Source organism: Shewanella sp. MR-4 (genome assembly GCF_000014685.1).
Lineage (GTDB): Bacteria > Pseudomonadota > Gammaproteobacteria > Enterobacterales > Shewanellaceae > Shewanella.
The window spans coordinates 4,484,800-4,510,799 of record NC_008321.1; the positions used below are offsets into that span (position 1 = coordinate 4,484,800).

The 26,000-nt window shown below is 49.4% G+C and carries 25 protein-coding genes; 12 read left to right on the forward strand and 13 right to left on the reverse strand.

All coding sequences use genetic code 11. The annotated features are described in order from the left end of the window. Positions 1-55 precede the first annotated feature (55 nt). Positions 56-1,015: a LysR family transcriptional regulator gene (locus tag SHEWMR4_RS19590; RefSeq protein ID WP_011624472.1), complete on the forward strand. Its 960-nt coding sequence runs from the start codon at positions 56-58 to the stop codon at positions 1,013-1,015. Between the two features lie 62 nt (positions 1,016-1,077). Here SHEWMR4_RS19590 and SHEWMR4_RS19595 read toward each other — a convergent pair whose 3' ends face one another. Next, on the reverse strand, positions 1,078-2,949 hold the full coding sequence (locus SHEWMR4_RS19595; RefSeq protein WP_011624473.1) for a methyl-accepting chemotaxis protein: 1,872 nt from the start codon (positions 2,947-2,949) through the stop codon (positions 1,078-1,080). 433 nt (positions 2,950-3,382) lie between these two features. Here SHEWMR4_RS19595 and SHEWMR4_RS19600 point away from each other — a divergent pair, with 433 nt between their 5' ends. Next, entirely contained in the window at positions 3,383-3,718 is a 336-nt protein-coding gene (locus SHEWMR4_RS19600; protein WP_011624474.1) for a hypothetical protein, read from the forward strand. Between the two features lie 2 nt (positions 3,719-3,720). Here the strand turns inward: SHEWMR4_RS19600 and SHEWMR4_RS19605 are convergent, their stop codons facing one another. After that, positions 3,721-5,178, reverse strand: a complete 1,458-nt coding sequence (locus tag SHEWMR4_RS19605) for a DUF4145 domain-containing protein (RefSeq protein WP_011624475.1) — start codon at positions 5,176-5,178, stop codon at positions 3,721-3,723. Between the two features lie 36 nt (positions 5,179-5,214). Then, on the reverse strand, positions 5,215-5,922 hold the full coding sequence (locus tag SHEWMR4_RS19610) for a hypothetical protein (RefSeq protein ID WP_011624476.1): 708 nt from the start codon (positions 5,920-5,922) through the stop codon (positions 5,215-5,217). A gap of 190 nt (positions 5,923-6,112) precedes the next feature. Here SHEWMR4_RS19610 and SHEWMR4_RS19615 point away from each other — a divergent pair, with 190 nt between their 5' ends. Continuing rightward, positions 6,113-6,640 carry a DUF2780 domain-containing protein gene (locus SHEWMR4_RS19615; RefSeq protein ID WP_011624477.1) on the forward strand — a complete coding sequence of 176 codons (528 nt, stop codon included), beginning with the start codon at positions 6,113-6,115 and terminating at the stop codon, positions 6,638-6,640. A 96-nt stretch (positions 6,641-6,736) separates the two neighbouring features. Continuing rightward, a complete protein-coding gene (locus SHEWMR4_RS19620) occupies positions 6,737-7,198 on the forward strand; it encodes a TerB family tellurite resistance protein (protein WP_011624478.1) in 462 nt (153 codons plus the stop codon). An 88-nt stretch (positions 7,199-7,286) separates the two neighbouring features. Here the strand turns inward: SHEWMR4_RS19620 and SHEWMR4_RS19625 are convergent, their stop codons facing one another. Continuing rightward, positions 7,287-8,111, reverse strand: coding sequence for an HDOD domain-containing protein (locus SHEWMR4_RS19625; RefSeq protein WP_011624479.1), 825 nt, complete (start codon positions 8,109-8,111; stop codon positions 7,287-7,289). 295 nt (positions 8,112-8,406) lie between these two features. Between SHEWMR4_RS19625 and SHEWMR4_RS19630 the strand changes: the two genes are divergently transcribed. Beyond that, positions 8,407-9,018 carry an energy transducer TonB gene (locus SHEWMR4_RS19630; RefSeq protein ID WP_011624480.1) on the forward strand — a complete coding sequence of 204 codons (612 nt, stop codon included), beginning with the start codon at positions 8,407-8,409 and terminating at the stop codon, positions 9,016-9,018. Between the two features lie 72 nt (positions 9,019-9,090). Here the strand turns inward: SHEWMR4_RS19630 and yjeH are convergent, their stop codons facing one another. Next, entirely contained in the window at positions 9,091-10,359 is a 1,269-nt protein-coding gene (yjeH, locus tag SHEWMR4_RS19635; protein ID WP_011624481.1) for an L-methionine/branched-chain amino acid transporter, read from the reverse strand. Between the two features lie 227 nt (positions 10,360-10,586). Between yjeH and SHEWMR4_RS19640 the strand changes: the two genes are divergently transcribed. Beyond that, complete coding sequence (locus tag SHEWMR4_RS19640) at positions 10,587-11,018, forward strand: Lrp/AsnC family transcriptional regulator (protein ID WP_011624482.1); 432 nt, start codon at positions 10,587-10,589, stop codon at positions 11,016-11,018. Positions 11,019-11,282: 264 nt separating this feature from the next. Here the strand turns inward: SHEWMR4_RS19640 and nrfD are convergent, their stop codons facing one another. From nrfD to SHEWMR4_RS19660, 4 genes are all read right to left on the reverse strand, one after another. Beyond that, positions 11,283-12,224 (reverse strand): cytochrome c nitrite reductase subunit NrfD, encoded by a 942-nt coding sequence (gene nrfD / locus SHEWMR4_RS19645; RefSeq protein ID WP_011624483.1) that lies wholly within the window; start codon positions 12,222-12,224, stop codon positions 11,283-11,285. Then, on the reverse strand, positions 12,221-12,907 hold the full coding sequence (locus SHEWMR4_RS19650; RefSeq protein WP_011624484.1) for a 4Fe-4S dicluster domain-containing protein: 687 nt from the start codon (positions 12,905-12,907) through the stop codon (positions 12,221-12,223). Before SHEWMR4_RS19650 ends, nrfD begins: the two co-directional genes overlap by 4 nt. Positions 12,908-12,911: 4 nt before the next feature. Then, positions 12,912-13,376 (reverse strand): nitrite reductase, encoded by a 465-nt coding sequence (locus tag SHEWMR4_RS19655; protein WP_011624485.1) that lies wholly within the window; start codon positions 13,374-13,376, stop codon positions 12,912-12,914. 77 nt (positions 13,377-13,453) lie between these two features. Beyond that, positions 13,454-13,927: a DUF2726 domain-containing protein gene (locus tag SHEWMR4_RS19660; RefSeq protein ID WP_011624486.1), complete on the reverse strand. Its 474-nt coding sequence runs from the start codon at positions 13,925-13,927 to the stop codon at positions 13,454-13,456. A gap of 414 nt (positions 13,928-14,341) precedes the next feature. On the opposite strand from SHEWMR4_RS19660, the gene SHEWMR4_RS19665 reads away from it, so the two are divergent. The 5 genes from SHEWMR4_RS19665 to menE all read left to right on the forward strand — a co-directional run bounded on the left by SHEWMR4_RS19665 (position 14,342) and on the right by menE (position 20,563). Beyond that, positions 14,342-15,310 (forward strand): LysR family transcriptional regulator, encoded by a 969-nt coding sequence (locus SHEWMR4_RS19665; protein ID WP_011624487.1) that lies wholly within the window; start codon positions 14,342-14,344, stop codon positions 15,308-15,310. Positions 15,311-15,484: 174 nt separating this feature from the next. After that, complete coding sequence (menD, locus tag SHEWMR4_RS19670; RefSeq protein WP_011624488.1) at positions 15,485-17,206, forward strand: 2-succinyl-5-enolpyruvyl-6-hydroxy-3-cyclohexene-1-carboxylic-acid synthase; 1,722 nt, start codon at positions 15,485-15,487, stop codon at positions 17,204-17,206. Further along, on the forward strand, positions 17,206-18,009 hold the full coding sequence (gene menH, locus SHEWMR4_RS19675; protein WP_011624489.1) for a 2-succinyl-6-hydroxy-2,4-cyclohexadiene-1-carboxylate synthase: 804 nt from the start codon (positions 17,206-17,208) through the stop codon (positions 18,007-18,009). Before menD ends, menH begins: the two co-directional genes overlap by 1 nt. Before the next feature lie 22 nt (positions 18,010-18,031). Continuing rightward, a complete protein-coding gene (menC, locus tag SHEWMR4_RS19680; protein ID WP_011624490.1) occupies positions 18,032-19,081 on the forward strand; it encodes an o-succinylbenzoate synthase in 1,050 nt (349 codons plus the stop codon). Between the two features lie 6 nt (positions 19,082-19,087). Continuing rightward, the gene (gene menE, locus SHEWMR4_RS19685; RefSeq protein ID WP_011624491.1) at positions 19,088-20,563 is read left to right on the forward strand and encodes an o-succinylbenzoate--CoA ligase; all 1,476 of its coding nucleotides are present in this window, start codon (positions 19,088-19,090) and stop codon (positions 20,561-20,563) included. Positions 20,564-20,634: 71 nt separating this feature from the next. On the opposite strand, the gene rpoH is transcribed toward menE, so the two are convergent. From rpoH to ftsY, 4 genes are all read right to left on the reverse strand, one after another. Beyond that, positions 20,635-21,492: an RNA polymerase sigma factor RpoH gene (gene rpoH, locus SHEWMR4_RS19690; RefSeq protein WP_011624492.1), complete on the reverse strand. Its 858-nt coding sequence runs from the start codon at positions 21,490-21,492 to the stop codon at positions 20,635-20,637. Between the two features lie 230 nt (positions 21,493-21,722). Beyond that, positions 21,723-22,688: a permease-like cell division protein FtsX gene (gene ftsX / locus SHEWMR4_RS19695; protein WP_011624493.1), complete on the reverse strand. Its 966-nt coding sequence runs from the start codon at positions 22,686-22,688 to the stop codon at positions 21,723-21,725. Further along, positions 22,685-23,386, reverse strand: coding sequence for a cell division ATP-binding protein FtsE (ftsE, locus tag SHEWMR4_RS19700; protein ID WP_011624494.1), 702 nt, complete (start codon positions 23,384-23,386; stop codon positions 22,685-22,687). The genes ftsX and ftsE overlap by 4 nt, the downstream gene beginning before the upstream one ends. Positions 23,387-23,389: 3 nt before the next feature. Next, on the reverse strand, positions 23,390-25,138 hold the full coding sequence (gene ftsY, locus SHEWMR4_RS19705; RefSeq protein ID WP_011624495.1) for a signal recognition particle-docking protein FtsY: 1,749 nt from the start codon (positions 25,136-25,138) through the stop codon (positions 23,390-23,392). Between the two features lie 213 nt (positions 25,139-25,351). On the opposite strand from ftsY, the gene rsmD reads away from it, so the two are divergent. Next, positions 25,352-25,999 carry a 16S rRNA (guanine(966)-N(2))-methyltransferase RsmD gene (gene rsmD / locus SHEWMR4_RS19710; RefSeq protein WP_011624496.1) on the forward strand — a complete coding sequence of 216 codons (648 nt, stop codon included), beginning with the start codon at positions 25,352-25,354 and terminating at the stop codon, positions 25,997-25,999. Position 26,000: the final 1 nt, after the last annotated feature.

Genomic DNA, 26,000 nt, shown 5'->3' on the forward strand with positions numbered 1-26,000 from the left:
AGGTATGAACAGAAATGGTATAATTTCCAAAGTGAATTTCCTTTAAGGAATATCTATGAATCTCGACAACTTAGCCAGAATCGATCTCAACCTACTGGTGATATTGAAGGTTTTGCTCGAAGAGCAGAGCGTCACCCGCGCAGCGAGTCGATTACATATTAGCCAGTCGGCATTGAGCAAGAGCTTGAATCGCCTGCGAGAAACTCTAGATGATCCCCTGTTCCAACGCACTGCCCACGGCCTAAAACCCACGGCACATGCGCTCAATATTGGGCTTAAATTGCCGAATATTTTGCAGGACTTATATCAACTCACTCAGCCACCGACGTTTACGCCGGCCAGCAGTAACAGGCAGTTTTCCTTTGCCATGGTTGAAAGCGCCTACGAAACCTTAATTCCCTATTTTATCGGCCCATTGTTAAGCACTGCACCGAATCTGAAGCTCGACTCCTATGTGTGGACCGAGAAATCGATGCACGATTTGCAGCAGGGGCAAATTGACTTTGGGATCTCGGGGCGGGATCTACACCCACTGTCGGACTCGCAAACGGACAGACTCCCAGATGGCATTAGCTGCCAAACCCTGTTTACCGACAGGCAAGTGTGTTTGGTGCGCCAAGATCATCCCTTGATGACTGCACTCACCTCGCCCCAATGGGATTTATCCATGTACTTGGATATGGCACATGTGCAGGTTCGTTGTGAAGGGAGTGATTGGTGGGCGCTGGATTACTTTCTGGCCGACCTTGGCCACAGGCGCAAAATCAGCACGACTGTACCCGATTTTTATGGCGCGGCCAGCATCTGTGCCCACAGTGATTTAATTTTCACTTTGCCGTCGAGCTTTGCACTGCACGCATGCAAGCTGTATCCACTGAGGCTATTGCCTCTGCCCTTTGAATTTATCCCTATGGCCTATGTGCTGCTCTGGCATCAGCGCAACGATGAAGACCAAGGCCATAAATGGATGCGTGATACCATCTGCCAAAGTGTTGAAAAGCTTATGCAACCTTAGGACAAAAGCCATAAAAAAGCCCAGGGCACAAGCGTATCCCGGGCTTATTGAACTCAACACACTTAGAGAATAAAAGTCGCGACCTGTGCATTAAGATCGTTTGCACGCGCCTTTAATCCTTGGGCTTGAGTCAGATCCGATTTCGCGGCCTCGGTGATTTCGTCGGTCACGTCCTTGATCGCAACAGTATTTTGGGTGATTTCCCCCGTAACTTGGGTTTGCTCTTCGGCGGCAGTGGCAATTTGGCCTGCCATATCCGAAATCACATTTACGGCTTGGGTGATTTCTTCCAACGCCTTTGCCGCGGCATTCGCATCTTCGACGCTGTTGCCAGCGAGCATTTGACTGCTTTCCATCAAACTCACGGCTTTTGCTGTGGTGCGTTGCAGGGTTTCAATGGTCGCGTGTACCTCTTGGGTCGAATCTTGAGTCCGGCGCGACAATACCCGCACCTCATCGGCGACCACGGCAAAACCACGGCCCTGCTCACCCGCGCGGGCAGCTTCAATCGCCGCGTTGAGCGCTAATAGGTTAGTCTGCTCCGCAATCCCTTGAATAGTCGCTAAAATGCTAGAAATCGACTGTGCATGGCGACTTAAATCTTCAATCACGTCTGTTGCCTGAGCGACTTCATCGGCTAGGGAATTGATCGAGCTGCGGGTTTTATTGACCAGCTCTTTGCCTTGGAAACTGCTCGCGGCCGACTGCTGCGCCGCTGTCGCAGTGTTTTCCGCATTGGCGGCAATTTCATTGGTCGCGCTTGCCATTTCGGTCACCGCCGTTGCCACCATAGCCACTTCCTGCTGCTGACGTTGCAACTCTGCCACGGCAATATGGTTGGTTTTAAGACTGCGCTCGGCATCCGCATCTAGCTCACTGGCTAACTGACGAATATGGCTGATGAGTTGGTGCTGGCTGCCGACAAAACGGTTAAAGCTATCAGCTAGCACGCCCACTTCATCCTGTGTGTCGACCTCGATGCGTTGAGTTAAATCACCATTGCCGTCGGCAATGCGTGCCAGTGCCTGTGACACGCGTCCGAGTGGACCTAGCAATAGATTAACCAACCAGGAAATCGCCAACACGCTCAGGAGTAATACAACGGCGGAAAGTCCAAATTGCGTCAACAGAAGATCGGTCAGAGGTGCCTCAAGAGTCTCCTTATCCAGCACTATCACCAATTCCCAATCGGTATTGGGAATATCGACGCCCCAGACTAACTTGTCGCGGCCCTCATTCTCAAAATACATGGGCAGCAAGGTTCCCGCTTGGCGGCTCTGCTGCGGTAAATCATGATTCAGATCGTTGTCGATTTGGCCGACAGGCTTCATGGCCTTTGAAGCATCTTTGTAAGCAATCACAGTGCCGTCTTTGTGCATCATGATCGCATAGCCATTGGCGGGGAGTGTCATGCGATTCACGCTCTCGACTAGGCTCGCAATTGAGAGATCGCCCCCCACCACACCTTGCGAGGTCGCCTGTGCCATAGTGACCACTAACACGTTATAGGCCACGTCAACATAGGGTTTTGTCAGGATAAGACCGCGCTCATTCATCGCCTGTTTATACCAAGGGCGCGTTCTCGGATCGTAACCCGTGCGGTCGATGCTTGGATCTGAGTCCAACATCTGCCCTGTCTCAGTACCATAATAAGTCAGCTGGAATCGCCCAGAGGCCTGCGCCTGCTGTAATGCACTTAAACTGTTACCTTCCACCTTAGAGACTAATGCCCCAACGATATCTTGGCGCCCTGCTAGCCACTCTTGAATGCGCTCGGCCTGTTGTTCACCCAAGCGCTGCACTTGCTCTAGGCTATTTTGCAGCAACAATGACTTTTGACTGGAATAGCTTTGCCATGACAGTGAGCCGATGACGAGGGAGAGCGCGATCACGACCGAAATCAGGATCTTTTGTTTAAGCGAATATGAGTTCATTTTGGTATCTACGGTTTTACACAGCAGTGAAGGAAGGTAATGATGAGAGGCAGGCAGTTAACGTCGTAAATTTACAGTTTTAGCCAAAACCAATCAAAATATCGGCTAAATTTTCGCACATATTGCACAACAAACAAAGAATACGTTACAGTCGGAATAACAAATAATTAAGCAAAAACATTAAGATAACCAAATAACACCAAAAACAAACCTCAGGCAAACACAAAGATCACAGCCAAACAAAAGGCACAACAATTTCGGCTTCATAGACGTAAAACAACGTAAATTAACCCAAATTAACGTGACCCAATCCGTTTATTTATTGCACACTGACTCTCCATAGCATTGGGAAAGAGAGGCCTTCGATTACACCAGTTTGGCAAATCCTTAGACTATTCCCCTTACGCCTCGCCCATTTTGATTAGGAGTTCTTATGATCTATCAACAATTTCAACAGAGCCCATTTCAGCCACGCATTTCAGGAGCTCGGGCTTGGTTAGCCATGGCGGTCAGCGTCAGCCTAATCTGCTTATCTCTGTTTTTATTACCTTTTGTGCTTTTATTCGGTGCCATTGCGCTCGGCTGTGTTGTGCTATTTAGCCGTTTTTATGTCGCACGCCAAATGAGTAAGTTTAATCGCACCCAGGCGCAAGCACAGGAGGCGGCAAGCCAAGCATCGGACTTTTATCGCTCGGCGAATGTGGTACGCGAACCCCATGCAGAGCAATATCGTGGCCGCACCTTCGAGCATCAACAGGATGAGAAATAATACTAGGCGCTTAGTAAGGTTTTTGCGCGCTTAAGGGTTTGAATCTCGCCGGGATCTTGAGTCATCTCCAGCACAGTATCAATTTGCAGCGCGAGTGATTGCCAGAGAGGCTCGATGATCTCGGCCTCTTTGGCATTAGCATGACGGCGCGCGAGGTTGAGCAGCGCCGCAGAGCCCACCACATCGATGCGCCCTAAAATACCGTCCGCGAGTGCCATGCTCAACTCAATCATGGCTGGCACGCTGTGACCGTATTTAATCACTTCACGCAGGTAACGCTCCGCCTGACTCACATCGCCACCCAAACCACTTTCATCGTTTAGCATGTGTTGTGCGCGGGTAAGCATGGCATCGAGTTGGCCCTGTTCCGCCGCTTCGGCCATCCAATATTCACTCACAATAGGATCGCGCTGACAACCATCGCCATTAGCGAGCATTAAGGCTAAATGGTACTGGGCATGGGGATAACCCGCTTGTGCCGCTTTATTAATAAAATGATAGGCTTGGGTCAGATCTTTCGCCTGATAGTAAAGCACGCCTAAATTCGCCATGGCTTCGGTCTGCTCGCCCTCGGCCGCCAATTGTAAATAGTGCTTAGCCTGCACTAAATCCGGCTTAAATGTCTCGCTGCCCACCAGATAAAAATACCCGAGTAACGCCATCGCATTGACGACACCCGCCTCAGCGGCCTTGGCAATTGCAGCTTCGCCCTGAATGGCATCGGCCTGTCCTTGATAGCCATGGATAAGCCCCACCCCATGTTCATAGAGAGCATCGGAATGTTTTGGCGCCGCGAGGGCAAACCAATAGGCAGCTTTGGCAAAGGTATCACTGGCTTTTTGCGCCACTTCCTTTACCGCTGGGCCATTTTCATCTTCATTACCATAGGATTGGTCAGCTAAGGCAAGCTCTTGTTCTTTAAGCATTAATGCTTTGGTTTTAAAAGAAATCCCCACAAGATATTGTGCCTTAGGGTCGTCTTCCATCACCGCGCGGTAACAGAGATCTTTAATGGTAACAGCATCGCTGGCTTGGTAACGATAAGCGGGAGCCGCACACCCAATCACCTTAGGATACAAGTGCTCAATTAAGGCCAACACATCCTTAATGGCCTTTTGGGCCAAGGCGAGCAATTGTTCTTGGGTTAAATGGTATTTTTCAGGGTGGGCACCACGGTTACCATCGCCACGCAGGCGATGCAAGGCTCTGGTCGTCTTCACATCGATCAGCCGCTTTTGGTTTAACAGCTCGATACGATCATAGAGGTTGGGACTGGTGAAGGAGACGGCTTTATCCTGACCGAGTAGTTCGGTCAGCCTGTGGGTAAAACTGCGGATATGTAGCAGTGACTGGGTGGGCACATCCTGCACATAGTTTTTGGCGTTGAGGTAATCATCGAGGAGAGAGGCCGAAAACCCTTGGATAAATTCGCTATCCAGTAACTCAGCCACTGTCCCCATAAATCCTTACCTCAGTTCAAATGTACTCAGTTGATATTATTCCGCGGTAGGCTTTTTCGTCACCATATACAGGCGGAACAGCGCTAAGTTCACGAATAGACCGATAAATGCCATCAAGGTATCCGCCAACATTTGCACTGGCAGGCCGCCCAGAGAAGCCGCGCCAGAGAGCTGCGCACCCACGACAGAAAGCGGCAAATAAAGCATCAATAAGGCGATGGTTTTCAGTACGATAGGACCGCTAAAGCTAAAGCTTGCCTTAATGGCTTCCAGCGGTGTGAGACGTTCAACCACCACCATAAAGTTCACATAGGCGAGTCGCGCAAACAGATAGAAACTGATGACGAGGCCGACTAACCACAGTGGACCGAACGCAGCAAATAGCATCACAGGCGCTAAAATCGCCAGTCCCGAAAACACACCCGCCAACAGCAGGGGCGGTACAAAGGGTAAGCTGGCCTTCAATACCATTCCCGTCGGGGGATTATGTCCCTGGGATCTCAGCTCTAAAAATAGCGTTAATGCGGCGATCAGCACCGAAAAAATCAATAACAGTAGCATCATGGCGATCATATGTGGCGCGCCAAACTGTGGGTTTTCCAGATCGACTTTGCTCATCTCTGTGCCTAGCCACAGCTGGATCCCCACCTGCACTAACAGCAATGGCACTGTCAGCATGGCAAGCTGAGTGAGATGATTACGGAAAAAGTTATAAGCTTCGGTCAAAATTGCGGATAGTGACATGCGCCTTTCCAAAATAATTGAAGTAAATTAACACCGTGAATTGCCGCTAAGGATACCCAAAATCCCGCCCCAATGCACAACACAAATCACTTGAGTGAACCGTAAATCACAGAAAAGGACTGCAACAAAAGTCGCAAAGCCGTTACACTGTGGGCCTTTATTGCGCGCAAACCCTCAAAGGATGCCACTCATGAAACACACTCTCACTCTCTCAATCCTGATCAGTGCCACGCTTTTAGCGGCTCCCGCCAGTGCAGGCTGGTTAGATAACCTCGCAGGAACACAAGCAAAAACAGAAAAAGTGGCCACAGGTACCGCGACTCAATCTAACGAGTTAGTCGGTAGCGTAATGTCGCAACTCGGTTTAAGCCAAAACCAAGCCGAAGGCGGTTTAGGCAGCCTGTTAGGCCTAGCCCAGTCTAGCCTAGGTTCGAATGATTACACCAAATTAGCCGCCAGCATTCCTAATGCCGACAGCCTATTAGCCGCAGCGCCAAAGCTTGACGCTAACTCGGGCGTTTCAGGCCTATTGTCTAAGGCGGGTAATATTGGATCTTCCCTTCAAGGCAGCGCAATGGTGTTAGATGCTTTTGAAAAATTAGGTATTTCTAAAGATCTCGCTATGCCGATGATCAATATCGCCAAGTCTTATCTTGAGACAAATGGCGCCGAAGGCAGCTCAGATCTTCTGATGAAGGGCCTAAACTCTCTGCTGTAATCTTCGCTTTCACCCTAAGCACACGGCTTAGGGTGAACTTTAGCGCCGTAAATCACTCTATTTAGTTATCCCTTCTTGCCAGAGCAGTGCCCTTTTATGATTGCTAAGCTGAAACGATTCCTTCAATCCCACACCCAGGCCATCTCCCCCGAGGAGAAAGCCCACCAGCTCAAGTTGGCGGCCGCGAGCATGTTGCTCGAAGTGGTATTTGCCGATGAAACCCTCGCGGCAGAAGAAATGGCATTACTGCCAACCTTGCTGACGGAAACGTTGTCGATGCCAACGCAGGAAGCCAATGAACTGATTGAAGAAGCGAAAAAAGCCCAAGGTAATGCCACCTCGCTGTTTGAGTTTACCAATACCATCAATACCGAATTTAGCTTGGAGCAAAAGCAACAATTGCTGTTAGCTATGTGGCAATTAGCCTATGCCGATGGACAACTATCCCAGTACGAAGATCAAATTATTCGCCGCACCGCCGATTTGCTGTACCTCAAACACAGCGAACTGATCCAGATGCGTAATCAGGCTATCGAAGCGACCCAAGCGGCATACTAAAAGCCCCCATAAAAAAGCATGAATCGCAGTGCTGCCATTCATGCTTTGAGTTTAACGTTTTAAATTGCCGTTTGCGGGTCAAACAGTCTTAAGCAAGGGCCTTACCTATTTCGAATCCAGCGCCTCTCAGTTCTGTTAACTTGACTCGCAATCCCCCCATTTCCATCTTTAAGCCCTTCTTGGTCGCTAATTGCGATAACCAACTGGTTTTATCGTCATCATCTATGCTGTCCCACTCCTCCAGCACTTTATAGGCGAGGCACAACAAGGCGGCCAATTTAGAAAACGGATTCGAATCCTTGGGGTGATCCTGATAAAGAATCCCCTGCACCAGCGCGGGGGTGAATTTCCAGTTTTGGGCCAACAGGGCGCCAATATCGGGCGAGTCATAGCCGAGCAGTTCACGCTCAAACGTATGCTTATCTTTGCCCTGAGCGACGGCTTCGGTAATCTTCTCGGCATCTTCGGGGGAAATCGCCGCAATCAGTAAGTCACCAATCCGATGGAGGATCCCACAGGTAAAGGCCTCATCGGGCTGTACCCCACAACGTTTGGCCATCTCTTGGCAATAGAGTGCAATTTCAAAGGTCTGCCCCCAAAACTGCGCGAGATCGACCCCTTGGCATTTAGGCACTGAGCCCATCACCGCCGACGCTAGGACTAACGTCCGCAGCGTCTGCATGCCAAGGCGCACAACGGCTTCGTCAATACTGCCCACCTCGCGGCTGTGACCATAGTGGGCGCAATTTGCCAGCCTCAGCACCTTAGCGCTGATCAAGGGATCGTGGGACACCTTAGTCGCAATATTTTTGACCGTGGCATTATCATCGTTAACTACTTCAAGCAGCTCACTAATGGCTTTAGGTAAACGGGGTAAGTCATCGACTCGACTCAGTAGCGCAGCAGAATCCATATTTATTCTCCTTCGACATGAATGATCAAAATATAGAACACAGAATTTAGCCTCGCTTGCAAAGATATCGCCGTATATCAATGGCGTCTGGCACTTTTGTCTTACTTCAAACGATATTGAAAGCAGGCAGTGATTGCCACAAATCCGCTCGGCAAGCGCGATTGGCTCGTGCTTTATGCCATTACAGCCCATCAAAAATTGCTCAACAATTATGCTTATTTGTAAATAAACATTTCTAAAATTTAGTGATAGGTGATATAGATTAAATCTTGTTCATCCATTGTAAGGAAACACTATGGGCCAACATGCACTCGTTAATCGCACAGGTATTATCCTTGTTAGCGCACTGATCACCTTAGGTTTGTTCGTGTTTATGGCGCAACTTATCCATAATCCGCAGCCCTTGAGCGGGCAAGCGAGCGATGCACCGCAAATCAATATTTTGATGAGCGAGCGAACACCCATTCCGCCTAAGGAAAACCGTAAACCCGAACCACCTAAACCCATTCCGGCTAGGGAGCGCGTTACCGCTCCGGGTGAGAGCAATCAACTCGTCGACTTCAATACTCAAACTTTTACTCCCGAAATGCCGAGCCAAACCACACTCTTTACCCAATCGGCAATGACGGCTGAAGCCTTACCCGTGGTGCAAGTGTCACCTCGCTATCCCATTGATGCGGCACAAAATGGCAAGGAAGGTTATGTGGTCGTGGGATTTGATATTACGGCGGATGGTAGTGTCAGCAATGTGCGCGTGCTCGATGCCAATCCGAAGCGAGTGTTTGATAAGGCGGCACTGTCAGCGGTGCAAAACTGGAAATATAAACCTAAGTTTGATTCGGGCAAGGCCGTGCCACAGCTGAATCAACAGGTGCAGCTCGACTTTAAACTGGATCAGAAGATTTAAGACTAAGGGACCAGAACGCACGACAGTTGGCGTTCTGGTCCGTCATTCAGAGATAGTTCAGCACTTTGACCACTAAGACGCTTTATTTACCGCTAAGCTCTGTTTGCGGCTGATATGCGTCTTCTGCCACCACAGGAATGGTGCGACGAACAAGATCAACACCAGCACGTAGGCCATGCTTGCCCCAAGCGCGATACCTAAGGCCAAACAGAAGCCACAACCTAATACCACTAAGGGTAAGTTACTGCGGGGCAATAACTTAGCCGCGGCTAACATCGCCATTAAGTAGATCACCACGAATACCCCATTACTCCAGGCAATCAAATGCTCGAGCTCTTGGCCCGTGGTGTGGGTCAGTACAATCACACTCGCCATCACGCTGAGTAACGCCGCCAAGGCGCGGATTGGTACACCGTGACGATTTTTTACCGCAAAGCAGCGTGGCAAAATGCCTTCGTTACCAAAGCTCCAGATAAGGCGCGCAGCACTGGCGGCGTACACGTTAACCGTGGCAAGACCGCTGGCAATCCCCAATACACCTATCACTTGTGCGCCATAGCCACCCAAAAGCGCATCGAACACACCAATCATGGCCACGCTTTTATCGGTCGGAACTAACAGTAAAATCAAGGTACAGGCCACATAAATAATGCCCACCAGCACAGTACCCATCATCATCGCTGGGATCATATCCTGCTGCGGACGGCGGAAATCATCGGCGAGGTGAGTCATGGCCTCAATCCCAAGGAAACTCCAAAAGGCGATACCTGCGGCAATCATAATGGTGGGAATTTCTGGCGTGCCATAGCTCGCTAATGAGGTTAAGTGCCCAGGTTGCACACTACTCGCCCCGAATAACAGCACCACAATCGCCATAATACAAAGGGTTAAGCCAAATTGCAGTTTGGCCGAGACTTGAATACCACGCAGATTAAGTAGGAATAAACCGAAAATCACTAATACCTCAGCACCCACTTTAGACCAGCCATCTAAGGGGATGAGTGCATTAACGAATTGGAAGGTCATCAAAATCGCGGCCGGCGCGCCCATGGGCACCACCAGTAAAAAAATCAGCCCAATAGTACGGCCAGCGGTGCGGCCAAAAGCCTTTTCGACAAAATAAGCGGGACCCGCAGCATGGGGAAAGACACTCGCCAATCGACCAAAAATCAGTGCCACCGGAATAATGGCTAAGGTCAGGAGTGACCACGCGATAAGCGCGCCAGCTTGGGCTTTGTCGATTGTCATTTGCGGGAGAATAAACACCCCTGTGCCCAGCAAAGTGGTGGCCATCAAGCCTGCGCCTTGCCAACGTCCTATAGTTCCGCTATGTGAGTTCATCTGTTAAAATTCAGTGGTTTTGAAGCCGTCAGTATAGTGAGATTTTACGCCGCAATCTGCCGTCAATCTCAGTGTTCTTCATGGCAAACACCGGCAAAATGACGGCAAAAATGCATATTTCCGGCAAAATGACGGCGCAGCCCCAGCGCAGGGTGTTTAACTGATATTAGCCTGCCTTGGCGATTTGCCTCGCGCTTTTTTACAACCCGTTTTTATCGGAGCTCAAGTTGGATAAGTTTGATACCGCCATCATCCACAGCCTACGCCAAGATGCTCGCCAGAGTGTCTCCAGTATCGCTGAGCAGGTTAACCTTTCCCGGAGTGCGGTTGCCGAACGGATAAAAAAACTCGAGCAAACTGGGGTGATCCGCGGCTATCAGGTTTTGCTGAGCGAATCGCAAAAGGAAGGCGTGTCGGCCTATTTCGAAATCCAGCATAAATGCCCGCGCTGCGCCGATGTGGTGCATGTGTTCCATGCCATCCCCGAGGTGATCACTTGCCGCGGTATATCCGGCGATATGGATTTGCTGGTGTATGTGCACGCCCCGTCGATGCGCCGCTTGCATGAAATTCGTGAATATATCGATACCCACACGGACATCATTAAAATCAAAACCCATGTGGTGATGAGCGAGTGGATAAATAACGCGGGTGAATAGGCATGCTTTGCCCCCAAACAAGAAACGCCACCCCTAAGGAATAAAGGTGGCGAGGCCCTTGTGGAGGCAGGGCAAACAATATCAAAAATATGGCTTCCCTTCCCAATAACCTCCCTGTGACAGCAAATCGCGACAAGGCAACCCACCTTTAACTACTTCAGCCAGTGTAATCAAAGGAGGTTAACTCACAGTGCATTCCTTAAGCACCGCTTCGCCATCCGCCGTTATTCCTTCTTATCTTTAACTTGGGCAAACCGTGCCCTATTAAACGACCGTCATTTGCCCCGTGTAGAGAATAAAGTTACGCAGCAGTAGTACACCAATAAGACTTAAGCACGCGGTTCCAGCCACATAGGCCCATTTACGTTTGGAGGTAGCCGTCATAAACAGGTTCATCGCCAATGGTCCCGATAATCCCAGCCCAACTATGCCAATCCAGAAGACCCATCCCCAGAAGCCATAACCTATCGCATTAAAGGCGGCAAACTTACTCTGACCTCCCGACAAGACGAGCCCCATAAAGAAGGTGAAAATCAACACTATCTCCAACAAAATCAATGGGATCTCAACTTTATGGATAAAGTGTACTTCCTTGGCATTGGGGTTGGCATTAAGTAGCACGCCACCCAAGAGGGAAGATGCGGCGCCCGATGAAAGCCCCGAAGCCAAAAACAGCAGCGGCAACACAGGGTTTTTCAACATCGGATAGCCGGGCAAGGCCGACAGTAAAAAGCCGGTATAAGCCCCAAGCGCGAGGGAGAAGATCACCAACAAGCCAGTAATCGTTGCCTCGAAGCGACTCAGCCAGGCCGTGAACTTCAGCACTATGGGGAAGCGACTCTCACACCAAGCATCAATAGGTTTACGGAATAACAAGCCAATCCACATAAACATAAAGACTTGGTAAATCAGCAGAATCAACACCCCCATCGACATCACTGACTTGGGATTATAGAAGACTAAGATCTTCCAAAAATCTAAGGGCTTAGTTAAGTCCAAGACTAAGATGCCCAAACCCGCCATCACAGCCACGGGCGCCACAATACAGGCCGCTTGTACAAAGCCAGACTGGTAGGCGTTATGCTTTAACACAAAATGTTTGAGTAACACCGCAAAGAACATGGCGCCGGCCGATGCGCCAGCTAAAAACAGGTAAATCGCGATCGGCCAATGCCACACTAGCGTATCAAAATGTAGGGCGCTCATATTGCAACCTCCCCTGATTTGGCCACAATGCGGAACAGTTTTGGCCGCGTTCCTAGGTCAACCTTAGCCCTTTGGGTCGGGTTAGCCTTCAGCACTTGTACCACCTGTGAACTCGGATCCTTTAAGTTGCCAAACACTAAGGCCTTAGTTGGACAAGCCGCGACGCAGGCGGGCTGTTTACCTTGGGCCAGATTAGTCTCACGGCAAAAATCACACTTGTCCGCGGCATGGGTAACGGGATTGATAAAGCGAATTTTGTAGGGACAAGCCGCGATACAATACTGACAGCCCACACACTTCCACGCATCCACCGACACGATTCCCGTCTCTTTATCGATAAAAGCGGCACCGGTCGGGCAGACATTGACACAGGGGGCATCTTCACAGTGCTGGCAAGACTTACGACTGAAGTGATAAAACTGGTTTGGATATTCTCCGTAAGGTCCGGTTTGTTCTATCTTCAGCCGCGCCACGCCCTCGGGCACCTGGTTGGTTTCACGGCATGCAACCTCACAGGCCTTGCAACCTATGCACTTAGTCTCATCGTGGATCAGCGCATACTTCACGCTGGGTTCGGCCTTCGCCTCATTCGAAGCACTGACAGTCGCGAGTAGGGTCGCTCCCGAAGCGCCGGCCAACAGGGCGCATGTCCCTTTGAGAAATCTTCTTTTTGAATTTTCCATAACCTTACTCCTGCTGGCCTGTATGACAGTTACGGCACAGCTCACTGCGAACCTTAGGCGTCATGTCGGCCATAGGTTCAGTTGGGCTATGTAATTTATGGCAAGCGGCGCACGCCACTTTTTGCGCATGCACATTATGCGTCCACTCTTGGGAACTGAGTTTGGCGGGCCTGTGGCATTTTTGGCATGCCTGTAATTGCACTGTGGTTTCGGATGCCTCATTTAATCCAAAAACCACTAAATCATTTGGTTTTTTAGGGTGATCACCCTTTTCACCGTGACAACTGGAACAGGTCATTTTCATGGCATCCTGGCCGTGATGCCCTAACATTTGACCATTACGCTTATGACACTTCATGCAAGCATCACTGTTAATTTGCCGAGCAGGTTCAGCACTCGTAGCAGAAAAACTGAGCAACACAGCCACGACACCCAAGCGTAATGACCACAGCCATTGTCGTGTAGACATAGCGAGTCCTCATATTGATAGATGGGGAAATACAGAGGAAGTCAGGGTTCGGAAGGCTCCGAACCCGACAGTCGTGGTCAGACGGCTAAAGCTTGCTTAAGGCTTTGGGTATCCCACTGTTTATGCTGGTTCATTTCAATAAAACCAATATTGAATTTACTGAACAGCTTTTTCATGGGTGAGTTAATTTGCTTACCAGCGTCGCTGATCACCATTTTGACTTCAGAAGAGTCATGGTCAATCAACACATAGTCGAGACGGCATTCGTGATTTAAATCAGCATCATGCTGGTCCATATCAAATACAGTGTCTAACGGCACATTGCAGCAGACATCATATTTACCTTCTACGACAGTTTTGAGTGATTTAAAAAAGCTGAAGCTTTCTTCATCAAATAACACTGGTTTGAGTTTCATTTCATGATGAGCGTCATCAGGATCTGCTCTAAAAAACTTAATGCAAGTCATGACAAACATTACAAACACGAATGGAACTGCGACGAATAGTACAAAGTACATAAACGCATAGCTGAGAATGACTGAAGTGTTCATATACGCCTCCAATAACACAATTATATTTTTGTTTTCTCCTTTAAAGCAGCTTCAGTATTATTGTTAATCCCATTTATTTTTTTGACATAGATCACATTTAAAAATACAAAATTACACATAAACAACAAGTTAAGATACAGAACACATTACCGTTTAACATAAATCTAAAATGCACATATTGATAATGGTTAATTAATAAATTGAAATTCAAATAGTCAAATATCACAAACTAAAATTTCAAATTAAATTAAAGATGTTTTTTGAAAAATAAAAAATTCAAATCTAAATTTCCTGTTACACATAGATAGAAAAAAGGTGCTAGACTTGAGACTGGTTTCACATTAATTTTAATTACCAACACCATAATAATTCCTTGCGTATCTAGTGCTTGCCCAATATTAAGGAATATAAAAAATGCATATTAATAACATGGACAACCTCGATATTTTGAGTTTAAAAATATTGGTTTCATTATATGAGAACAAATCTGCAACCTATGTATCAAAGGCGTTAGATATCCCAGCCCCAAAAATAAGTCGCAGCCTAAAAAATCTGCGGGAAACATTTGGCGATGAACTTTTCATTCGTAAAAAATACGGTTTATTTCCAAATGAGTTTGTAACTCATTTATATCCTATTGCGAAACAAACCATAGAATGCTCGGATAAATTTCAAAAGGTGCGCGCGGCAAATGCAAGCCAAGTCAAAACCCATGTTGAAATTGCAGCGCCGGGCCTCATTGCCTATGCGTTTCCTAAAGCCTTAATGCAGGCCATTAAGGAAGAACAAAAGCCGATGCAGATTAATATCACACCTTGGTCGCTGCACACGACACAGGACATCATCAATGGCGATGTGGCCTTAGGCATTTGCTGCAATAAGAGCACCGCCGATGTGGCGGCCTTTGGTGATAAGTTGCAAACCACGACGCTGCAACGCATGGACAAGGTTTACCTCATCGCCAGCCGTAACCATCCGATTTTTAAACGCGAAATCACGCTTGAGAGCATTGCCGAATACCCCTATGTCAATACAGATCTTGGCAACCCCAGCACTCGCCTCAGCCCATATCAGGAGTTCTGCATTAAAAATGGCATAAAACTCAATACTGAAATTACCATTACCAGTATTTCTAGCCTGTTTGAATATCTCGGCGAGAGCCAGACAATTTCATTACTGCCCTATCGAGTGGTTTACGAGATGGTGAGCGATATTCCCGAGTTACACACTTGTCAGCTGTCGCAACTGGAGGCCGAACGTTTGTACGCCCATACCGAAGCGCCAACGATTTTCCTCGTGCAAAAAAACCAACCGAATAAGGTGAATGAGGACTTGTTCTGGCTAAGCGGACAGATAAAGAAAATTGTCGACCATATTATTTAGCGGCTCCTTATCCTGATTTTTCATCTTGTTATACGAGGTGATAGGCATACTCTGCCTTAGCTTAGGCTCCACCTCCCCCTCCTGCGCACAACCCCAAGTTTTGTTAAGCCAGGCATACATCTTGCTCGCCAAACACGTTACACTAAGCCCATCTTTATCCTGATAGATCTTGCTATGCGAACCGAAAACACAGCCACACTGAACCTGATGTGGGGCGCACTGATTCTGGAAGAATTAGCACGTCTTGGTGTGCAGCATGTCTGCATGGCACCTGGCTCACGCTCGACACCGCTAACCTTAGCCGCAGCTCAGCAAACCAAGCTTAAACGTCACTTGCATTTCGATGAGCGTGGCTTAGGTTTTATGGCCCTCGGATTAGCCAAAGCCAGCTGCGCCCCCGTGGCGATTATCACCACCTCAGGCACGGCCGTCGCCAACCTTTATCCTGCGATAGTCGAAGCTTGGTTGACCCATGTGCCCTTGATTGTCTTAAGCGGTGACAGGCCGCCAGAGTTACTCGGTTGCGGCGCCAACCAAGCCATAGTGCAGCCGGCGATTTTTGCCAATTATGCCCAGCAAGTAAACCTGCCCACGCCAGATGCGCACATTGCGCCGCAGATGTTGCTCACAACGCTCGATGAGGCGGTGGCAAACCAAACACGCCCAGTGCATATCAACTGCATGTACCGCGAACCTCTATATCCGAGTGAGATGAGTGGCACCATTCTCGATAGCGAATCGCCTTATCTGAGGCCACTGCAAACTTGGCTGCAACACGCCAGACCCTACACTCAATACGGTAAGAGTGAACAGCTCAGCAGCCCGAGCGATGATGCCATTATGCGTTTCGTCCACGGTAAGGGCGTAATCATCGCGGGTACACTCACGCCGGAGCAAGATCCACAGCAACTCATCGCCCTCTCACAAAAGATTGGTTGGCCATTGCTGACCGATGCACAGTCACAACTGCGGCAACATCCTGCGGCAATAGGCAATATTGACCAACTACTGCAACACCCTAAGGCGCGCAATCTGTTGCAAGAGGCTGACCGCGTGCTGGTGTTTGGTGGGCGCTTATTGTCTAAGCGTTTGATTGCTTACCTTGCCGAGCAAAACTGGCACAGTTACTGGCAAGTGCTGCCACAGCAGGACAGACTCGACCCAAGCCATAATGCCAAACACATTTGGCACGCCAACGCCGCGCAATTTGCTCAACTTAACTGGTATCGCTCCTCTTCGGCCAATTGGGCCAACACCTTAGTCACCTACAACGATGAATTACATAGTTTATTTGTGCGTAATATCGATCAAGGTGAGTTTGGTGAGGCGCAGGTTATCCGCGCCATTGCCAATACGCGGCCGTTAGAGCAGCAATTGTTTATCGGCAATAGTCTGCCCGTGCGGTTATACGATATGTACGCCCCAGTGAGTTGTTGCACGGCCACCACTTATACCAACCGAGGCGCATCGGGGATCGACGGCTTACTGGCCACCGCCTGCGGCATTGCCGCGCATCAAGGTAAACCCACGAGCTTGATTATTGGGGACTTATCCCAGCTGCATGATCTCAACTCGTTTGCCATTGCCCGCAGCTTAACCAGCCCGCTGGTGATCATTATTCTCAACAACGACGGCGGCAATATCTTTAATCTCTTGCCCGTTCCCAATGAGGAGCTGCGCAGTGATTACTACCGCTTAAGCCATGGTTTAGAGTTTGGTTACGCCGCTGCCATGTTTAATCTGCCATATAATCAAGTGGATAATTTAGCCGACTTCCAAAGCTGTTATCACGAAGCGCTGGATTATCAGGGCGCCTCGGTGATCGAAGTCAGTGTAAGCCAACACCAAGCCAGCGAGCAGATCGCCGCGCTGAATTTATGGGTGAAACAAAGCTAATGCCAACCGTGGCCCGTTACGGGGAAGTCTCGCAGCCAAACTTAGTCCTGCTTCACGGCTTTTTAGGGACTAAGGCCGATTGGCTGCCGCTTATCCCCGAACTGAGCCAGCATTTTCACTGTATCTGCCTCGATTTACCCGGACACGGCGATAATCAGCATGAGCTGCCATCGACGCTCACCAATGGTTTCGAGCATTGTGTTCAAGACATTATCAGTCGCCTCGATCGCCTTGGTATTGAATCCTTTTATCTCTACGGTTATTCCCTCGGCGGCCGTATCGCTCTGCACCTTGCCAAGGCGTATCCGCAGCGCGTTTTGAGCTTATGGCTGGAGTCCTGTCATCCCGGGCTAACCGATACCGCAGAGCAAGCCGCACGCAGTAAAAACGACAACCTGTGGGCCAAGCGCTTACACAGCTTAAGCAGTCGGGATTTTTTACAGCTTTGGTATCAACAGGCGGTGTTTGCCGATATGACCGACAAGGCGCGGCATGCCTTGGTAGCAAAACGTGCGTCGCTGCTCGACCAACATCCCAAGCAGACACTAAAACAGATCTTTTTGGCCACATCCCTGGCTCGCCAAGCCTCTCTCTGGGATGTACCTGAAAGCCTTGGCTGTGAATGCCATTTTTTTGCGGGCAGCCAAGATGCGAAATTCACTGCAATAGCAAAGGATTGGCAAGCACAACAACCCATCATCTTGCATCAGATTGAACAGGCTGGGCATAACATACATCAGGCCAATCCCACGGCATTAGTTGCCTGCTTAAGCGCGCTAAAGCTTAAAAAATCGATGACTTGATACAGATAAATTTAGGGAAAATATGATCTTAACTTCGCTCAGCTTGTACTTATATCGCCTACCCTTAGACCGCTTTTTACCCGTGGGGAAACAACGCATCGACCACAGAACCGGCTTAGTGTTGCAGGTAAAGGCACAAGCAGAGGGCGAAGAAAGCGAGCAACTTGTTGAAATCGCTCCACTCTCAGGGTTTGATATCGACCAGCAGCCATTGTCCGGTTTTAGCCGCGAGAGCCTAGACGAAGTACAACAGGCCTTAGTGGCACTGTTGCCTAAGCTGCAAAATCAACCTATCGATTACTTACTCGAGCAGGCCGAAGCGAGCCCCTATCCGTCCATGGCCTTTGGCTTAAGCCTATTGCACGCCAAACTTAGCGGAAAACTCGAGTCGGTGCGGCCAGTTACCGCCACTGTGCCGTTGATTTATCAGCCGTTGGATGCGCCCAAAACCGAATTGATAACTAGCATTGCTAGTCTTGATAGCGGCGTGCACTCAGTCAAAGTGAAAGTCGCACAGACCTCAATGGAAGATGAATTGAGCTTGATTTATGGCATCTTAGGCCAGAGACCCGATCTCAAGCTGCGCTTAGATGCTAATCGCGGCTTTAGCTTAGAACAGGCCCTCGACTTTGCCGCCTGTTTACCACTAGAGAGCATTGAATATATTGAGGAACCTTGCCAGCATCCGCAGGATAATCAAACCCTGTATCGCGCTATTCCTCTGCCCTACGCCTTAGATGAATCCCTCAATGACCCGGATTATCAATTTGTGATGCACGAGGGGCTCACGGCACTCATCATCAAACCCATGCTACTTGGCAGTATTGAAAAACTTCAGCGCCTTATCGACGAGGCCCACAGCCATGGCGTGCGCTGTATCTTAAGCTCAAGCCTTGAGGCCAGCTTAGGCCTCAATGACTTGGCCCATTTAGCCGCCATACTGACGCCCGATGAAATCCCAGGGCTCGATACATTAGCCGCCTTTAGCCAAGACTTAATCGTACCAAGCGGTAAGCCCCAATGCTTAAAGCTTCATCAACTTAAGCTTGTCGCCAGTACGCAGCAGGATTAATCGCCAATGTCCGAATCTCACACATTGGCACCATCCCAATCCATTGCACAGCAAGGTATCTCGCCATTACATAGCGCGGCGTTCACCTCACCCACACAAACGGCGGTTAAGTGTAATGGACAAGACATCAGCTACGCCCACTTGAGCCATATGGTGCAGGCCTTGGGTGAACAGCTCACGCGCATCGGCGTAGGTCCAGGGCAACCACTGGCATGTATCAGCCGCAATAATCTAGAGATGATTTGCTTGTATTGGGCCTGTGTGGATATTGGCGCAATCTTCTTTCCTATCTCGCCACGTTTTCCGCTGGCGCAAGTTCAAGGGCTTATCGATAGCCACCACATTCCTTTCTATTGGAGCGAAGCGGCGCTGGCCTTGTCAGGCAGTCATCAACTCACGCTGGATTTTAGCCTCGATACGGCCCCTAGCGCCGACCTCGCCGCGACAGCTTTTGATATTTATCGTCCAAGTAATGTGATTTTAACCTCTGGCTCCAGCGGTTTTCCCAAGGCGGCCGTGCACAACCTTGCGAATCACATTGCCAATGCCGAGGGCGCCCGCAGCCTGATCCCGCTGGTCACAGGCGATGCTTGGTTGTTGTCGTTACCTCTGTTTCATATTGGCGGCCTCGCCATTCTCAACCGCTGCGCCTTAGTGGCGGCGACGGTAGTACTACCGGATCCAACTCTCCCGCTGCAGGTGCAAATCGAGCGCGACGGCTTAACCCATGCTTCCCTCGTGCCTACACAGTTACTCAATCTACTCGCCGACAAACAGGCTTCACTCAAGAGCATTAAAGCCCTACTGCTCGGCGGCGGCGCAATTTCTATCGATTTACTTAAACAGCTCGAACAGCGGCATATTGCCAGCTTTACCAGCTACGGCATGACTGAGATGGGCTCGCAAATCACCACAGGCCCGGCGCGAAGCGATGGCACCAGTGGCAAATTACTCCCAGGACGTGAGCTCAAAATTATCGATGGAGTAATTTGGGTGCGGGGAGATTGCTTATTTATGGGCTATCTCACGGATAAGGGAATAGAAAAACCACTCGATGCCGAGGGTTGGTTTTATACCAAAGACAGGGGCGAATGGGATGCTAACGGCAATCTTAAGATCTTGGGCCGCGTCGATAATATGTTTATCAGTGGTGGCGAGAACATTCAGCCAGAGGAGATTGAAGCGGCGCTAAAACTGCATCCGCTAATTGATGAGGCGATCGTCTTTCCTCAGCCGGATGTGACCTTTGGCCAACTTCCCGCCGCCATTATTCGTGGCGACATTGTCCGCAGCGGAACTGTCAGCAACAACACAAGCCAAGAGATAAGCGCAATAGAGGCTGAACTTGAAGTCTTTCTCGCCAACAAAATCGCTCGCTTTAAACGACCGCGCCGTTATTACCCTTGGCCAGAGCATGCCGAACAAACGGGGTTAAAGGTGAATCGCAAGCAACTTATTGCCGCTATTCAATCCGAATCTTGATAACTCTTGGTAAATTCAGCCACAAAAAAACCTGCCGCAGCAGGTTTTTTATGTTCTCACGCCGAGCCTAATTAGGCTTCCATACAAGCCTTAAGCTTGTTCATGGCGTTTTTCTCTAACTGGCGAATGCGCTCAGCCGAGACTTGATAGGTTTCTGCCAATTCCTGCAGCGTGGTTTTATCATCATCTAACCAACGAGCACGCAGAATATGCTGGCTACGCTCGTCTAAGGTTTTGATAGCCGATAATAAACGACCTTGGGCATTGGATTCCCAGTTATCGTTTTCGATGTTTTCGGCTAAATCCGACGAATGATCTTCGAGATAATGCACAGGGGCAAAATCCTGCTCATCATCATTATCACTGCTGAGGTCAAACGCAGGATCCTGCGCCGCCATACGTGATTCCATCTCAGTCACATCGGCCTTAGATACACCTAAGTTTTCTGCCACCATTGCGACTTCATCATCGCTAAACCAACCGAGGCGAGTTTTCGCTTTACGGATATTAAAGAACAACTTACGTTGTGCTTTGGTGGTTGCGACTTTAACAATACGCCAGTTTTTCAGCACATATTCGTGAATTTCAGCTTTAATCCAGTGCACAGCAAAAGACACTAGACGGACGCCCACATCGGGATCGAAGCGCTTAACCGCTTTCATCAGACCGATATTGCCTTCTTGGATCAAATCCGCCTGTGGCAGACCGTAACCTGAGTAGCCCTTAGCAACGTGCACCACAAAACGTAAGTGCGACATAATCAGTTGCTTCGCCGCTTGCAGATCACCCGTTTCCTGCAAACGCTTGGCTAACTCATACTCAGTCTCAGCGTCTAACATTGTCATGCTAGTCACTGAATGGATATAAGCTTCTAAACTACTGCTGCCCTGAGGGACTGTTAGTGCCATTGATTGCGTTTGAAAGGTCATTCGCGCTCCTACTCTCTTACTACTTATCAAATATAAGTCGATTTCATCCTGTGGTTTAACTCAAAACACCTTGAGGATGAGCTGACGAACTATCGGCTAATTGACAGAGTATGTCAACCTTCGCTCGTCTGGGGTGTTACTTTTAACCCCGTTGAATAGACATTGCAAGTGAACAAAAGTTCATCGCTTGCCTTATCTACCCGTATTTTTAAACGATAAACGATTGATTATTAAGAGGGTTCAATCGCTCTTAAATGTTGCCTTACCGAAAGGTAAGAACCCAGCCAACCTAAGAAGGAGGCTAAGCCCACTAATTGTAGCAGTTCGGTAAAGGTCAGAGATTTCATCTCTAGCTGACTGCCGTACAAACCGAGCAGCTCAGCGAGGGCAGAATCTAGATACCAAACCAATAGGTTAATGATAAGCCAAGCCAATACACCGCCAATGACCCCGTACCAAATGCCCGTATAAAGGAAGGGGCGCTGAATAAAGGACTCAGTGGCGCCAACCAGCTTCATCACTTCAATTTCGGTGCGACGGTTCATAATCGCTAAGCGAATGGTGTTACCTATCACCAACACCACGGCGAGTACCAGTAGGGCAGCAATCGCCATCACGGTACGTTCGAGTAAGCGCACCACGGCTTGCAGACGCTCTAGCCATTCGATATCTAAACGGCCAAAACTGATTTCAGGCTCGCGCTCCAGCTTAGACAACAACTCACGGGCACCCACTGGAGTAGAATAACGTTGAGTCGGCGTCACGGTAATCACCGCTGGCAGCGGGTTTTTATCGAGATAGGCTAACGCTTCACCAAACCCCGACAGGCGCTGAAACTCTTCGAGCGCTTGATTGCGGTCGATATACTGCACCTTTTCCACTTCGGCATAGGCTCGGATGCGGGTCAGTAAACTTTGAATCGTCTGCTCGCTGCGATTTTCATCGATAAACAGTGAAATCTCCGCCGCACTGTTCCAAGAGCTAGTAATGGTCTCGGCATTTTTAACTAATACTTGCAGCGCCGCAGGTAAGCTTAGACTCACACCGAGAACCGCCATCGTCATCAGAGAAGAAACTGGGCTGCGCCACAACTCACCCATACTCGCCATGGCTTGCTGCACATGACGAATAAAAAACATCACGATACGCCCCGAAATGGGCAACTTGCTGCGCGTTAATTTAGCGTTGTCACTCATTGCGCATCACCTCGAGCAGTCGCGTGTCCATGGTGTAATTCCTGTGCGCCGAGCATACGCCCTTGTTTCAGGGTAAAAGTGCGGTACTTCATCCGCGCAATCAGCCCCAAATCGTGGGTAGCGATAAGCACGCTAGTGCCTGCATCGTTAAAGGTTTCGAATAAGCGCAAGATATCCATCGACAACTTAGGGTCCAAGTTGCCCGTCGGTTCGTCGGCCAGCAATAGTGGCGGTTTATTCACAATGGCGCGGGCGATACCGACACGTTGCTGCTCACCACCGGATAACATGATGGGGTTATGGCGCTCTTTGCCATACAAACCCACCATATCCAGCGCGCCAGCGACACGTTTGCGGATCTCACCGTGGGAAAAACCTTCAATCACTAATGGCAAGGCGACGTTGTCGAATACGCTTCTGTCCATCAATAGATGATGGTTTTGGAAAATCATTCCAATATTGCGGCGCAAATAGGGCACGTGTTTAGGGCTGATTTTGGCAATATCGTGGCCATTAATCGCCACCCGGCCGGTGGTTGCACGCTCAATCACTGTGATTAATTTCAACAGGGTACTCTTACCCGCACCCGAATGGCCGGTTAAGAATGCCATTTCACCTTTTTGTAGATGAAAATTCACCTCTTCCAGTGCCATTTGGCCACCAGGATAAATCTTACTGACCTGCTGAAAATCAATCATAAATTAGCTATCCGCTTTCTCTTGAGTGAACAAGGCATCAATAAATTCTTTAGAATTAAAGGTACGCAAATCATCAATTTGCTCACCCACGCCAATATAACGTAGCGGGATTTTAAACTTATCGGCAATCGCAAACACCACGCCGCCCTTGGCGGTACCGTCGAGCTTGCTGATGGTCATGCCAGTAACGCCAACAGCCTCTTGGAATAGCTGCGCTTGGCTAATGGCATTTTGGCCCGTGCTCGCATCTAAGGTCAGCATCACTTCGTGTGGCGCCTCAAGGTCGAGCTTCTTCATCACCCGCACCACTTTCTTTAACTCTTCCATCAGATGCGACTTGTTTTGCAGACGACCCGCGGTATCGGCGATCAATATATCAATCTTACGGGCCTTGGCCGCTTGCAGCGCATCGAAAAGTACCGAGGCACTGTCTGCGCCCGTATGCTGAGCCACCACGGGAATATTATTGCGTTGACCCCAAACCTGTAATTGCTCAACCGCTGCAGCACGGAAGGTATCGCCCGCCGCTAACATCACAGACTTACCCTGACGCTGATATTGCTTCGCCAGTTTACCGATAGTGGTGGTTTTACCCACACCGTTAACACCGACCATTAGAATCACATAGGGGCCGTTAGCATTTTCAGGCACTAAAGGGATAGCGACAGGATCGAGCGTCTTCTGCATTTCATCACGCAGCAGGTCGTAGAGCGCTTCGGCATCCTTCAGTTGCTTGCGAGACGCATGTTCGGTCAGGCTTTGGATAAGGCGTGAAGTCGTTTCGACACCCACGTCGGCGATTAACAGCTGCTCTTCCAACTCTTCAAACAGATCATCATCGATTTTTTTACCACGAAATAACCCGATGAAACCGCTACCAATATTTTCGCTAGTGCGCATCAAGCCGCGTTTTAGTCGGGCGAAAAAGCTTTCTTTGGCGGGTTTTGCCTGAGGTTCGGGTTGTTGCTCAAGGGGTTGTTCAGCTTGGACCTGTGCAGCGGCAACTCGCTCTGCTTCTGCTTGGGCTTCTGCAGCAACTCTTTCGGCTTCTGCTTGTTCAGCGGCTAACTGTTCTGCCTGAGCTTGCTCCGCCGCTAAACGCGCAACTTCGGCCGCCTGTTGTTCGGCTAAACGTGCTGCTTGCTCTTCAGCAATGCGCTGGGCTTCTGCTTCTGCTTCTGCTTCTGCTTCTGCTTCTGCTTCTGCTTCTGCTTGAGCTTTTGCCGCTTGTTCTGCGGCAACTCTTTCGGTTTCTGCTTGTTCAGCGGCTAACTGCTCTGCTAGAGCTTGTTCCGCCGCTAAATGCGCGGCTTCGGCCGCTTGTTGTTCGGCTAAACGTGCAGCTTGCTCTTCGGCAATGCGCAGGGCTTCCGCTTCCGCTTCTGCTTGAGCTTTTGCCGCTTGTTCTGCTGCAACTCTTTCCGCTTGCGCTTGTTCAGCGGCTAACTGCTCTGCTAGAGCTTGCTCCGCCGCTAAATGCGCGGCTTCGGCGGCCTGTTGTTCGGCTATACGTGCAGCTTGCTCTTCGGCAACACGCTGGGCTTCTGCTTCTGCTTTTTCGGCCGCTAATTTGTCGGCTAAAGCCTGTTCGGCGGCCGCCTTTTCAGCCGCGAGACGGGCTTCTTCAGCGTGCTGCTTTGCTAATGCTTCGGCTTGCTCGGTTTGCGATGGAGTAGAGACTGGGGTTTGCTCGACAACCTCATCTTGTGATTTATCTTTACGAAACCAGGAGAAAAAACCTTTCTTTGCCATGTGTAATTCCAGCGCTCTACTTCAGTGTTGAATTTAAAATAAGACCCTGCCGTTATACCAGATTACCGCGGCAATTACGCCCAAAAAGTCGGCAATTAGTTCTGCTCTATCAGCCTTCTCACCTTTTACTAGGAGTTTGATATAAAATAGTGGCCTTTATTAAGGTGGCATAGTCTACCACTTTCTTTCTTCAGGCAAAATCACGGGGGCACTTTGGCTAATAATCGTGCAAACAACAAGCAAGTGACCAAGAGTCAAACGGCCAATAAGAAAGCCGGTAGTGGCCAAGTGCGGATCATTGCCGGGCAATGGCGTTCGCGCAAACTGCCCATCCATGATTTAGACGGCCTGCGGCCGACCACAGATAGAGTCCGCGAAACCCTCTTTAACTGGCTTGCCAATGATATTGCCCATGCAAGGGTGCTCGACTGCTTTGGTGGCAGCGGCGCCTTGGCGCTTGAGTCTCTCTCACGCTATGCCAGTTATGCCAAGATTATCGAGCTGCAACGTCCTGCCGCCATGCAACTTAAAGCGAATCTCAATACCCTCAAGTGCGACAATGCCGAGGTACTCAACGCCGACACTCTAGTCGTGCTGCAAAATGGCTGCGACCAAGGGTTTGACGTGGTGTTTATCGATCCGCCTTTCCGCAAAGGCTTAGCAGAAAAAACCATTCAACTTTTGGACAGCCAAGGTTGGCTTAATGATGGCGCGCTAATTTATGTGGAGATTGAGTCGGAATTAACTCAAATGGCAGTCCCTGCGACTTGGCAACCGCTCAAAGACAAGACCGCAGGGCAAGTCAGCTATCGCTTATATCAATACCAAGCCGAAGACTCTCAGGCGAACACCGAGGAATAGC

Excerpts from the sequence above, each read along its gene's own strand:
- ftsE (WP_011624494.1), bottom strand. The coding sequence starts at position 23,386 with ATGATTGATTTTCAGCAGGTCAGTAAGATTTATCCTGGTGGCCAAATG.
- menD (WP_011624488.1), top strand. The coding sequence starts at position 15,485 with ATGCGAACCGAAAACACAGCCACACTGAACCTGATGTGGGGCGCACTG.
- menH (WP_011624489.1), top strand. The coding sequence starts at position 17,206 with ATGCCAACCGTGGCCCGTTACGGGGAAGTCTCGCAGCCAAACTTAGTC.
- SHEWMR4_RS19610 (WP_011624476.1), bottom strand. The coding sequence starts at position 5,922 with ATGTCACTATCCGCAATTTTGACCGAAGCTTATAACTTTTTCCGTAAT.
- SHEWMR4_RS19615 (WP_011624477.1), top strand. The coding sequence starts at position 6,113 with ATGAAACACACTCTCACTCTCTCAATCCTGATCAGTGCCACGCTTTTA.
- SHEWMR4_RS19620 (WP_011624478.1), top strand. The coding sequence starts at position 6,737 with ATGATTGCTAAGCTGAAACGATTCCTTCAATCCCACACCCAGGCCATC.
- SHEWMR4_RS19665 (WP_011624487.1), top strand. The coding sequence starts at position 14,342 with ATGCATATTAATAACATGGACAACCTCGATATTTTGAGTTTAAAAATA.
- ftsX (WP_011624493.1), bottom strand. The coding sequence starts at position 22,688 with ATGAGTGACAACGCTAAATTAACGCGCAGCAAGTTGCCCATTTCGGGG.
- nrfD (WP_011624483.1), bottom strand. The coding sequence starts at position 12,224 with ATGAGCGCCCTACATTTTGATACGCTAGTGTGGCATTGGCCGATCGCG.
- SHEWMR4_RS19630 (WP_011624480.1), top strand. The coding sequence starts at position 8,407 with ATGGGCCAACATGCACTCGTTAATCGCACAGGTATTATCCTTGTTAGC.
- SHEWMR4_RS19595 (WP_011624473.1), bottom strand. The coding sequence starts at position 2,949 with ATGAACTCATATTCGCTTAAACAAAAGATCCTGATTTCGGTCGTGATC.
- SHEWMR4_RS19600 (WP_011624474.1), top strand. The coding sequence starts at position 3,383 with ATGATCTATCAACAATTTCAACAGAGCCCATTTCAGCCACGCATTTCA.
- rpoH (WP_011624492.1), bottom strand. The coding sequence starts at position 21,492 with ATGACCTTTCAAACGCAATCAATGGCACTAACAGTCCCTCAGGGCAGC.
- SHEWMR4_RS19625 (WP_011624479.1), bottom strand. The coding sequence starts at position 8,111 with ATGGATTCTGCTGCGCTACTGAGTCGAGTCGATGACTTACCCCGTTTA.
- menE (WP_011624491.1), top strand. The coding sequence starts at position 19,088 with ATGTCCGAATCTCACACATTGGCACCATCCCAATCCATTGCACAGCAA.
- SHEWMR4_RS19605 (WP_011624475.1), bottom strand. The coding sequence starts at position 5,178 with ATGGGGACAGTGGCTGAGTTACTGGATAGCGAATTTATCCAAGGGTTT.
- SHEWMR4_RS19590 (WP_011624472.1), top strand. The coding sequence starts at position 56 with ATGAATCTCGACAACTTAGCCAGAATCGATCTCAACCTACTGGTGATA.
- SHEWMR4_RS19650 (WP_011624484.1), bottom strand. The coding sequence starts at position 12,907 with ATGGAAAATTCAAAAAGAAGATTTCTCAAAGGGACATGCGCCCTGTTG.
- yjeH (WP_011624481.1), bottom strand. The coding sequence starts at position 10,359 with ATGAACTCACATAGCGGAACTATAGGACGTTGGCAAGGCGCAGGCTTG.
- SHEWMR4_RS19660 (WP_011624486.1), bottom strand. The coding sequence starts at position 13,927 with ATGAACACTTCAGTCATTCTCAGCTATGCGTTTATGTACTTTGTACTA.
- menC (WP_011624490.1), top strand. The coding sequence starts at position 18,032 with ATGATCTTAACTTCGCTCAGCTTGTACTTATATCGCCTACCCTTAGAC.
- ftsY (WP_011624495.1), bottom strand. The coding sequence starts at position 25,138 with ATGGCAAAGAAAGGTTTTTTCTCCTGGTTTCGTAAAGATAAATCACAA.
- SHEWMR4_RS19655 (WP_011624485.1), bottom strand. The coding sequence starts at position 13,376 with ATGTCTACACGACAATGGCTGTGGTCATTACGCTTGGGTGTCGTGGCT.